Genomic DNA, 10,954 nt, shown 5'->3' with positions numbered 1-10,954 from the left:
TCATTGTTCAGTACTACAACAGTTGTTGTAGTGCCCTGCACATTGGTTCGTCTTGTTCAGTTTTCAAAGGTCTTTGTCACTCGCTTCTCTCAAGTGACAACTATATTAGTATATCACAGTCGCTTTCGCTTGTCAACACTTTTTTGAAACTTTTTTTAATTTTTTTCAATCAGTATTTTATCTGCAACATACCATAGTCCGTACGGGATTCGAACCCGTGTTACCGCCGTGAAAAGGCGGTGTCTTAACCCCTTGACCAACGGACCTGAGTTGTTATTTTCAACTCTTACTATTATACAGCCTTTTTGTTTTTTGTCAACTACTTTTTTAAACTTTTTACAAATTTTTCAATTCGTTTTTCAAATTATAGTAAAAAGAGCCAGAATTATACTGACTCTTCTATTTCTCATTAAACTTAGAAGCACGTTCTTCTCCCCACCAATAGGGCATTAGTTCTGCAACTTTAACAGTCTTTCTTCTATTGTAGTCCATCATGAATTCTGCATCTTTATTTTCAGCGTTCAACTCTAAGAGAAACTCTCTGCAAGCGCCACAAGGCATACCCGAACTTCCACCATAAGGTGGTTTGTCTCGAAAGGCTAATACTTTTTTAACCTTAGTTTGTCCCGAGAATTGGTACATATTGAAGAGTGCTGCCCGCTCTGCGCAGAGATGGAAAACACCACAGGTTCCCTCCATACAGAATCCTGTAAATATTTGTCCATCTTCTGCTTCTACTGAGGCCACAACATGGTTAGCGTAAACAAAATCAGATACTTCATGTGGATCGTATAGCTTCTGTGCTTCTTCGTACATCTTTTCCCAGATGTCCATTATTGTACCCTTCTTACTTAGAGATTTCTTTTAACATATTTTCGATATGCTGGATTGATTTTTCACGTCCAAGCAAGAAAATTGTATCTGGTAATTCTGGTCCATGCATTTCACCTGAAACAGCAATACGAATAGGCATGAAAAGATTTTTCCCTTTAATGCCTGTTTCTTTTTGGACTGCCTTAATTTGTGGGAAGATATTCTCTGTCACAAATTCATCATCTGTCATCGCTTCAAGTTTTGCTTTGAAGGCTTCAAGAACTGTTGGGACTGTTTCCCCCGCCATAACTTCGCGCTCTGCTTCTGTCAATTCTGGGAAATCTGAGAAGAAGAGATCTGTCAATGGAATAATTTCATCAACTGATTTCATTTGTGGTTTATAGAGCTCAACTAGTTTTTCAGCCTTGTCAGTCAATCGACCTGCTTCTTCTAGGAATGGTTTTGCCATTTCAAAGATAGTTTCTAGGTCTGCATTCTTGATATAATCATTGCTCATCCAGTCGAGTTTCTTCTGATCAAAGGCTGCTGGAGACTTGCTCAGGCGGTTTTCATCGAAAAGTTTAATGAGTTCTTCACGAGAGAAAATCTCATCTTCGCCACCTGGGTTCCAACCAAGAAGAGCAATAAAGTTGAAGACTGCTTCTGGAAGGTAACCTTTCTTTCTGTAATCTTCGATAAATTGAAGTGTATTAGTATCACGTTTAGATAACTTCTTCCCAGTCTCAGAATTGATAATCAAGGTCATGTGACCAAACTCTGGAGCTTCCCAACCAAGTGCTTCATAAACCATGAGTTGTTTTGGTGTATTAGCAATGTGGTCGTCTCCACGGATTACGTGAGAAATTTGCATATCATGGTCATCGATGACAACGGCAAAGTTGTATGTTGGGTAACCGTCTTTCTTTTGGATAACCCAGTCACCACCGATATTGCCACCTTCAAATTCGATATCACCTTTGACCATATCATGCCACTTGTAGATACCTGACTCGTTGACAGCCAAACGAACAGTTGGGATGAGCCCTGCTGCTTCACGTGCTGCGATGTAAGCTGCTTTTTCTTCTTCACTCATACCAAGGTATTCATTGATGTAGCGTGGTGTTTCGCCAGCTGCTTCTTGGCGTTCGCGTTCAGCTACCAACTCTTCTTCTGTAACGTAAGATTTGTAGGCTTTTCCTTCAGCTAGCAATTGGTCGATGTATTTTTGATACAAGTCCAAACGTTCAGACTGGCGGTAGTTTTCATGTGTTTCTGGACTTTCATCCCAATTCATGCCCAACCAACGAAGGTTTTCAAGCTGTGAACGTTCACCATCTTCGACATGTCGTTTACGGTCAGTATCTTCAATACGAATGATAAAAGTTCCACCGTGATGACGGGCGTAAAGGTAGTTGAATAATGCTGTACGGGCATTTCCGATGTGTAGTAGTCCTGTTGGACTTGGTGCGTAACGTACGCGGATATCTTTTGACATAGTTTCTCCTATAAAGTCTCTAGGCGTCTGCCTTTTTGCTCTCTATATTATATCACAAGTCTTGGCTGAGTCCAATTTCTATGAATAAAGAGAGTAAAAAGAGTGGGCAATCCACTCTTTTCTTCTATTATAGACGTGCGTTAAGTTCTTTGCTCAATTCTTCAAATCCTGGTTTTCCAAGAAGGGCAAACATGTTGCGTTTGTAAGCTTCAACACCTGGTTGGTCAAATGGGTTGATGGCATTCAAGTAACCAGAAAGGGCAATTGCCAATTCGAAGAAGTAGATTGTGTAACCAAGAGTGAAAGCATCTTGCTCTGGAAGGGTCACATACATGTTTGGTACATCACCATCTGTGTGGGCAAGAAGAACACCGTCAGTCGCTTTTTTGTTTACAAAGTCAACGTCTTTTCCTTGAAGGTAACCAAGTCCATCAAGGTCTTCTTCCAAAGTAGGAATAATCACGTTTTTACGAGGTTTATCAACACGGACAACTGTTTCAAACATGATACGAGTTCCTTCTTGAATAAATTGACCAAGTGAGTGCAAGTCAGTTGAGAAGTTGGCTGAAGTTGGGTAGATACCTTTTTGGTCTTTTCCTTCTGATTCACCAGCCAATTGTTTCCACCACTCTGAGAAGTATTGAAGTGATGGCTCGTAGTTTACCAAGATCTCAGTTGCATAGCCTTTACGGTAAAGGATGTTACGAACTGCTGCATATTGGTAAGCTTCGTTTTCAGAGATTTTGTCTGAAGTGTAGTCTTTGCGAGCTGCATTCGCACCTTCCATAAGGGCTTTGATGTCAGCTCCTGATGCTGCGATTGGAAGCAAACCAACGGCTGTCAATACTGAGAAGCGTCCACCGATGTCATCTGGAACAACAAATGTTTCCCAACCGTTAGCATCTGCTTCAACCTTAACCGCACCTTTTTGGCGGTCAGTTGTTGCATAGATACGTTTGTTAGCTTCTTCTTGTCCGTATTTCTTAACCAAGAGTTCTTTGAAAACACGGAAAGCGATAGCTGGTTCAGTTGTTGTACCTGATTTAGAAATCACGTTTACTGAGAAGTCTTTATCCGCAACATACTCTACTAAGTCAGCAAGGTAAGTAGATGAGATTGAGTTTCCTGCGTAAAGGATTTGTGGAGCTTTGCGCTCTTCTTTTGTTTGCAAGTTAGCAAAGTGATGGTTCAAGAAGTCGATTGCTGCTTTGGCACCAAGGTAAGATCCACCGATACCAATCACAACCAAAACATCGCTGTCTGATTTGATTTGCTCAGCAGCTTTCAAGATGCGGTCAAATTCTTCGCGGTCGTAGTTTTCAGGAAGGTCCAACCATCCCAAGAAGTCGCTCCCAGCACCAGTTCCTTTACGGATCAATTCATCTGCTGCTGTTACTTGTGATTGCATGTATTCCACTTCATGTGGTGCAACAAATTTGTCTAAAACTTTTGAATAATCAAATTTAATATGTGACATGTTATTCCTCCAATATTTCTTCTTTTCTATCATAACGCTTACCTTCGTTTTTTTCAAGTTTTTTTGTCGAATTTCTCCAATTTTTATCAGAATTCAAACGTTTGCGTAAAAATCCCACATTCCAAAAATTTTGAAAAAATAAAAGAAAGAACGACTAGATGTTCCAGTCGTTACAGTTCATTCAATAAATACTCAAATAATTCTAAATTGCCATCTTCTTCATTAACCAGAAACTCTGGATGCCACTGCAAACCGATAATGCGGTGCTCATCGATAGACTCAATCGCTTCGATAGTTTGGTCTCTTGGATCAATAGCAGTTACACGGAAATTAGGTGCCAAATCTTTAATACTCTGACGATGGACGGAGTTGACCTGACTTTCTTTTCCAAACAGCTTGGCCACCACGCTTCCTTCTACTGTCTCAATAGAGTGAGATGTCCCGAAAGGGAGCCCTTGCCAGTGACCTTCGATTTCTTGATTGAGGGTTCCACCAAAGGCAACATTGACGAGTTGAACACCGCGACAGATTGCCATAATTGGTTTATTCTGACGGAGCGCTTCTTTCAAGAGTGCCAATTCAAATTCATCACGGACCAGATTGTAATCATCGCTCTCGATGGTCTTTTTCTCTCCATAAAACTGAGGATGGACATTTTGGCCTCCTGTCAAGATGAGTTTATCAATCATTTCTACATAATCGCGCACGACTGACTCATCACCAACAGGAATGACTAAAGGGAGACCACCGACTTGACGAATGCTCTCTGCGAATCTACAAGATACAGATGAATGAATGTTTTTGCCTTCTGCGTCTACGGGACATAGATTTGCAGCAACTCCTACAACCGTTCTAGCCATGATGCCTCTCCTTTCGAATGTTAACGATAATCCTATCATATCACTCAAAGCGCCTTTCGTCTAATATGTTTTTTTTAAGACTGTGATAAATATTTTTTATGGACAAGAAAAAGCTGCCCCATAGGACAACTTCTTTCTTATTCAAAGACAAATTGATTGTGATAGAGTTCTGAGTAGAATCCACCTAGTTTCAAGAGTTCATGATGGCTACCGCGTTCAATGACTTCTCCATCTTTAAGGACAATAATCTGGTCTGCATTGAGAATGGTTTTCAAGCGATGGGCAATGACAAAACTGGTTCTACCTGCTACAACCGCCTCCATGGCATGCTGAATCTTGCTTTCTGTCACCGTATCTACGTTTGAAGTTGCTTCATCGAGAATGAGAACTTCTGGATCTGTCATCAGTGTTCGAGCGATAGAAATCAATTGTTTCTGCCCTGTCGAGAAGATGCTCTGCTCATCATCGATAAGGGTATCGTATTTATCAGGTAAGCTTTCGATATAGTCGTGAATATGGGTTGCTTTGGCTGCTGCCTCAACCATTTCCTGACTAGCATCTGGCACACCAAAACGGATATTGTCTCGAATCGTTCCGCTAAACAAGACCGAATCTTGCAAGACAATTCCCACCTTACTTCTGAGACTATCTAAATCATAGTCACGAATATCTTTCCCATCAAAATAAATCCCACCAGCATCAACATCATAAAAGCGATTGATGAGGTTCATAATGGTGGTTTTTCCTGAACCTGTCGGCCCAACAACCGCCGTCATCTGGCCTTTAGGGGCAGAAATACTGACATCTTTCAAAATAGGTTTATCAGGCAAGTATGAAAAATCAATATGACTGATTTCGACACCTTCTTGTAACTGAGTGAAGGCCGGAGCCTTTTCAGGTCGGATTTCTTCCTCTGCATCAAACATTTCCTGAATCCTCTCAGCTCCAGTAAAGGCCAACTGAAGGCTTCCCCAACTCGCTGCAACTTGGATAATAGGCTGGTAGTACTGCTGAGAAAATTGGGCAAACATAACAATCAAACCTAGGGCTGTACTTGTTTCAATAGTCTTATCATTCAAAAGTACAGCCGAACCCGCAAAGATGACGATGGCTGTGTTAACCAAACTCATCCCATTCATGACAGGGAAAAGAATTCCTGAGAACATTCTTCCTTTAAAGGTTGCCTTGCGCACACGCTCATTTTGTTTAAGAAATCCTGCCATCATATCCTCTTGAATCCCTTGAACAATGACAGCTTTTTGGCCTGAGATACTCTCATCCATATAGGCGTTGAGTTTCCCTACCTCTTTTTGCTGGAGGTTAGTGTATTTGCGTGCCATTTTCACGATGAAAATCAGCATGAAGAAGGCTACTGGTGTACTGGCAATGGTGATGAGAGCCAGAGTCACATTTCTCGAAAACATGATAAGAATCAGACCAATGTATAAAACAATATTGCTCATGACCTGAATCAAGCTCTCGTTAAAGGCTTGGAGGATATTATCCAAATCACTAGTAAAACGAGACAGGATATCTCCATCTTGTCGGCGGTCAAAGAATGAAACCGTCAATCGCGCAAGCTTTCCAAAGAGGCCTTTGCGCATCTCGTTGGTCGATTCTGCAATCACGCGCGTCATAAGGCACATGTATATGACACTGGAGATAAATAGAACCAAAACCAGCAGACCAAGATTGACCATGATTCCTGATAGACTCTGCCAAACAAGTTCTGGATTGCCATCTTGATAAGCTTGAACTAAGTTGGCTAACTGCGTCACTGCTTGTCCAGAAAAGACCGGAAAGAGGGCTTGGGCAAGAGTCGCCAGAACAATCATCAAGATGACAACTACAAATGATAGCTTATAGACTTTGAAATAATTCCAAAAAAATTGAACTGTCTTCATTTTACTCCTCCTTTCCCTTCTGTGTTTCGTAGATTTCACGGTAAACGGCATTGTTGGCAACCAAGTCTGCATGCGTACCTTGACCAATCAATCGTCCTTGATCTAGAACCAAAATTTTATCTGCATGGACAACCGAGCTAATCTTTTGCGCGATGATAATGGTTGTTGTTCCCTTCAAGTCCTTATTCAAGGCTTCTTGCACCAGGCGCTCTGACTTAGCATCCAAGGCCGAGGTCGAATCGTCAAAAATCAGAATACGTGGATTGCTGACAATTCCACGCGCAATCGACATCCTTTGCTTTTGCCCACCTGAGAAGTTGGTTCCCCTTTCCTCAACTGGACTTTCAAAGGTTTTCTCCATACGATGAATGAATTCACTAGCCTGGGCAATATTAGCTGCGCGTTCCATTTCAAATAGAGTAGCATCTCCCTTACCCTGTCTCAAGTTATCTGCAATCGTTCCACTGAAGAGAATGGCACGTTGAAGAACGATAGAAACAGTTTTACGCAGGGTTCCTTCACTCACTTCTCGAATATCCTTGCCTCCGATTTTGATGGCCCCTTCCTGTGGGTCAAAGAGACGTGGAATCAATTGAGCCAAGGTTGATTTTCCTGCACCAGTCGCTCCAACGACACCAACCATCTGACCAGGTTCAATAGTAAAGCTCACATCTTTCAGCATCGGTTCCTTGTCCATTGGATAGGTAAAGGTCACATTTTCAAAGCTAAGACTTCCGACCAACTCTTCATCTGGCACATCCTTGAAGGTCATGGCTGGCTCTGCATCAAGAATTTCTCGAATACGACGCAGAGAAATCATGGCACGACTGACAGAATTTCCCAAAAATCCAACCATAACAATGGTAAAGATAATCTGGCTTAGGTAATTGACAAAGGAAGCAATGGAACCAACAACTGACGGATCCGACTGAACCATCCCCGCAACCAGCCAAATAGAGAGGAATACCGCCCCATAACCGACCAACATCATGAAAGGTTCCACTACTGAAAAGGCATAACCAATGTAAAGATTTTGACCGAGTAGCTCGTCTGAAACCTCCGTAAACTTAGCAAACTGCTCTTTTTCTTGGACAAAGGACTTGACCACACGAACGCCACGCAAATTTTCCTTGGCAATGGCATTGATGCGTTCAAGAAGGGTTTGAAACTTGGCAAAACGAGGCCCCATCATCCCCATCATGACAGCAGTCAAACCAAAAATCAAGACTACCATGAGAACAATCACCCACCACAGAGAAGGTAAGGTTTGAACAGCCAAGATAAACGAACCGATGAACAAGAGGGGGAGCCTGAAAAGAATTTGGAAGGTCATCATGACCACGTTCTGAATCTGGTTGATATCATTTGTCATGCGAACAACTAGATTTCCCGCATTAAATTGTTCAATATTGGCATAAGAAAAGGTTTGGATTTTACGGAAGGCATCCTCTCGAAGGTCGGATGAAACTCCTTGGGCAATATAGGCTGCAAGGATAACATTAAGCCCACCAGCAACCAAACCGACCAAGGCCACACCAATCAACCAAGCCCCGATACTATAAATAGCTTCATATTTCCCAGCAAGGAGGGCGTCTAACACTTCCTGCAGATAACGCGGTTGCAGAAGTGAACTAGCAACCATCAAGCCTGTCATCAGAAGCGAAGCTAAGGCCTGCCACTTGTAGGTTTTTATTTTCTGAATTAGCATACTTTCTCCTTAAAAAATAGACAAAAGGGAGCGACAATGTGTCAGCTCCTTCTCATTCTGTTTGTGTGATGTTATTCTAGCAAAAAAGTGAGGGATTGTCAAAGAAGTCCCCTTGATATAGCTAGAATGACAAGTAATTCATTCTTTATAATTTTTGTTTTAACTCGACCAAGACATTCATAGCCTGCATAGGTGTCATATTGTAAACATCCAGTTTAGCTAATTCTGCTAGGATAGGATGGTCTGCTGGCGCGTCAAAGAGTGAAATCTGTTCAGTGACAGCACTTGTTTGCCTCATTGGAGCAGGACTTTCTGTACCCTGACTCTCTAACTGAGTCAAAATCTTATCCGCCCTTGCTAAAAGGTCTGCTGGCAAGCCAGCAATCTTGGCAACATGGATACCATAGGATTTATCGGCTGGCCCTGGTTCAATCTTGTGAAGGAAGGTGACCTGCCCATCCTGCTCCAAGGTTGCCACGTGAACATTGATCAAGTGTTCCAGGCTGGACTCTAGACTAGTCAACTCATGGTAGTGGGTCGCAAAGAGGGTCTTGGCTCCGATATGCTCATGAATGTATTCGATGATAGACTGAGCAAGAGCCATACCATCATAAGTTGCAGTTCCACGACCTAACTCATCAAAGAGAATCAAGGAATTCTTTGTTGCATGCGAAATGGCATTGTTGGCCTCCATCATCTCCACCATGAAGGTTGATTGACCTGAAACCAAGTCATCGGCTGCTCCGATACGGGTAAAAATCGCATCAAAAATCGGTAAATGGGCGCTTTCTGCTGGCACATAAGAACCCATCTGGGCCATAACCGCCGTCATGGCTAACTGACGCATGTAGGTAGATTTCCCGCTCATGTTTGGCCCTGTAATCAGTTGAATACTGGTATCTTCTGCCATCTGAATCGTATTGGGAATATAGGTCTGAGCCCCCATAACCTTTTCAACGACAGCATGGCGCCCTTGCTGGATATCAATTCGCGAATCATCTCCGAATTCAGGTCGAATCAAATGTTGGGTTTCAGCCACAACCGCCAGACTCTGTAAGACATCAACTGTCGCAATTCCTTGAGCTAGAGCCTGCAAACGCTGGATGTACTTGCTGACCTCTTCACGAATACGCATAAAAATTTCGTACTCTAGGTTAGCTGACTTCTCACGCGCCTCCAGCATATCTCCCTCGATACGGGCTAATTCTTCGGTTCCAAAACGTTCTGAGTTTTTCAGCGTTGCCTTGCGGAAAAAGTGAGCAGGCACATTTCCTAGTTGCGAATTGGTCACATGGAAATAGTAGCCATCCTTTTTATTGTAGTCAATCTTGAGCGTACTAATACCAGAGTTTTCTCGCTCCTTGGCCTCAATCTCAGCAATCCAACCAGTCCCTTCTCTGAGCACACGACGGTACTTGTCTAAAGTCTCATCAAATCCAGTCCGGATAATGCCACCTTCTGTAATCACATGGGGAGCTTCAGGAGCAATCGCCGCACTAATCAAACTCTCCAACTCAGGGATTCCATCCAGTTGTTCGATGAGATAAGCTAGAGCAGGTTGCTCCATTCCTTCTAAAATCGCACGAATCCGTGGCACACTAGATAAGGTGGTCGCCAACTGCAAGAGATCCTTGGGATTGGTTTTTCCAAAAGAAACACGACTAGCCAAGCGTTCGATATCATAGACACCCTTGAGGCTGTCTGTCAAATCACTGCGCTCAAAGAAATGGTCGAGAAAGACCTGCACCACCTCTTGACGTTGGACGATTCGTTCCTTATCAATCAAAGGACGATGGATCCAAGAACGTAACAGCCGCATACCCATAGCTGTTTTGGTTTCATCCAAAAGCCAGAAAAGACTGCCTTGCTTCTTGCCTGACCGAGCATTCTCAACCAAATCCAGACTAGCCTTGGTCGCATAATCCATCTGCAAGAAATCCTTGATCTCATAGCGGATAACAGGCTTGAGGTGGTTCAATTCCCTCATCTGAGTTCGATGGACATACTGGAGCAACTTACTAGATGCCGCTTGTTCCACAGCTGCCAATCGTGAATCCAGTAAATGAAGGTCTTCAAAGCCTTCTTTTTCATAGGAAAGTACCAGATTCATCTGACGACTAAGGATTTGTTCTTCTTCCTCAGACAAGTCATAACCCAGCACCACTTCTCGAGCCTTGAGATTGCGGATTTCCCCACAAACCAGCGTAAAATCCAAAAGACCTGTCACATAAAAGTCACCCGTCACCAGGTCCATATAAGCTAGGCCAAATTGATTGCCAGCACGGTCTATGGCAACCAAGAAGTTGTTCTGACTATCCGGCTTACTGCTATCGACCACTGTCCCTGGCGTAATGACCTGAACAACCTCTCGTTTCACAACCCCAACTGCTTGTTTAGGATCTTCCATCTGTTCAGCAATGGCTACCTTATAGCCCCGCTCAATCAAGACATCAATGTACTGTTGGGCAGAATGATAGGGAACACCCGCCATAGGAATCGGATTGTCGGCATTCTTGTTGCGACTCGTTAAGGAAATTTCCAGAATCTGCGCAGCATTGACCGCATCCTCATAAAATAATTCATAAAAATCACCCATACGAAAGAGCAAAAACGCATCTGGATATTGCTTTTTAATATCCACATACTGTTGCATGCCGGGTGATAGCTTTTCTGTCGCCATTTTCCGTCTCTCCTTGT

General features: G+C 42.9%; 7 protein-coding genes and 1 tRNA gene. All 8 read right to left on the bottom strand.

What is annotated here, in order from left to right; translation table 11 throughout:
- Window positions 1-194: 194 nt before the first annotated feature.
- The 8 genes from HT731_RS01345 to mutS all read right to left on the bottom strand — a co-directional run bounded on the left by HT731_RS01345 (window position 195) and on the right by mutS (window position 10,937).
- Window positions 195-266 (bottom strand) — tRNA-Glu (locus tag HT731_RS01345).
- Between the two features lie 133 nt (window positions 267-399).
- Window positions 400-834, bottom strand: a complete 435-nt coding sequence (locus HT731_RS01340) for a cytidine deaminase (protein ID WP_173277335.1) — start codon at window positions 832-834, stop codon at window positions 400-402.
- Window positions 835-847: 13 nt separating this feature from the next.
- Entirely contained in the window at window positions 848-2,308 is a 1,461-nt protein-coding gene (gene gltX / locus HT731_RS01335; protein ID WP_173277333.1) for a glutamate--tRNA ligase, read from the bottom strand.
- A 127-nt stretch (window positions 2,309-2,435) separates the two neighbouring features.
- Window positions 2,436-3,785 carry a glucose-6-phosphate isomerase gene (locus HT731_RS01330; protein ID WP_000018269.1) on the bottom strand — a complete coding sequence of 450 codons (1,350 nt, stop codon included), beginning with the start codon at window positions 3,783-3,785 and terminating at the stop codon, window positions 2,436-2,438.
- 170 nt (window positions 3,786-3,955) lie between these two features.
- Window positions 3,956-4,645 (bottom strand): gamma-glutamyl-gamma-aminobutyrate hydrolase family protein, encoded by a 690-nt coding sequence (locus HT731_RS01325; protein WP_000124770.1) that lies wholly within the window; start codon window positions 4,643-4,645, stop codon window positions 3,956-3,958.
- 137 nt (window positions 4,646-4,782) lie between these two features.
- The gene (gene patB / locus HT731_RS01320; protein WP_173277331.1) at window positions 4,783-6,549 is read right to left on the bottom strand and encodes a multidrug efflux ABC transporter subunit PatB; all 1,767 of its coding nucleotides are present in this window, start codon (window positions 6,547-6,549) and stop codon (window positions 4,783-4,785) included.
- A gap of 1 nt (window position 6,550) precedes the next feature.
- Complete coding sequence (gene patA, locus HT731_RS01315) at window positions 6,551-8,257, bottom strand: multidrug efflux ABC transporter subunit PatA (protein ID WP_061759657.1); 1,707 nt, start codon at window positions 8,255-8,257, stop codon at window positions 6,551-6,553.
- Window positions 8,258-8,402: 145 nt separating this feature from the next.
- Window positions 8,403-10,937 carry a DNA mismatch repair protein MutS gene (mutS, locus tag HT731_RS01310; RefSeq protein ID WP_173277329.1) on the bottom strand — a complete coding sequence of 845 codons (2,535 nt, stop codon included), beginning with the start codon at window positions 10,935-10,937 and terminating at the stop codon, window positions 8,403-8,405.
- Between the last annotated feature and the right edge of the window lie 17 nt (window positions 10,938-10,954).

Source organism: Streptococcus sp. k-163, from assembly GCF_013277555.1.
Lineage (GTDB): Bacteria > Bacillota > Bacilli > Lactobacillales > Streptococcaceae > Streptococcus.
The sequence above is the reverse complement of the archived record's forward strand: the minus strand, read 5'-3'. Positions and strand labels throughout refer to the sequence as shown.

What these genes read in the sequence shown, in the direction of transcription:
- patB (WP_173277331.1), bottom strand. Translation starts at nt 6,549, where the DNA reads ATGAAGACAGTTCAATTTTTTTGGAATTATTTCAAAGTCTATAAGCTA.
- patA (WP_061759657.1), bottom strand. Translation starts at nt 8,257, where the DNA reads ATGCTAATTCAGAAAATAAAAACCTACAAGTGGCAGGCCTTAGCTTCG.
- HT731_RS01340 (WP_173277335.1), bottom strand. Translation starts at nt 834, where the DNA reads ATGGACATCTGGGAAAAGATGTACGAAGAAGCACAGAAGCTATACGAT.
- gltX (WP_173277333.1), bottom strand. Translation starts at nt 2,308, where the DNA reads ATGTCAAAAGATATCCGCGTACGTTACGCACCAAGTCCAACAGGACTA.
- HT731_RS01330 (WP_000018269.1), bottom strand. Translation starts at nt 3,785, where the DNA reads ATGTCACATATTAAATTTGATTATTCAAAAGTTTTAGACAAATTTGTT.
- HT731_RS01325 (WP_000124770.1), bottom strand. Translation starts at nt 4,645, where the DNA reads ATGGCTAGAACGGTTGTAGGAGTTGCTGCAAATCTATGTCCCGTAGAC.
- mutS (WP_173277329.1), bottom strand. Translation starts at nt 10,937, where the DNA reads ATGGCGACAGAAAAGCTATCACCCGGCATGCAACAGTATGTGGATATT.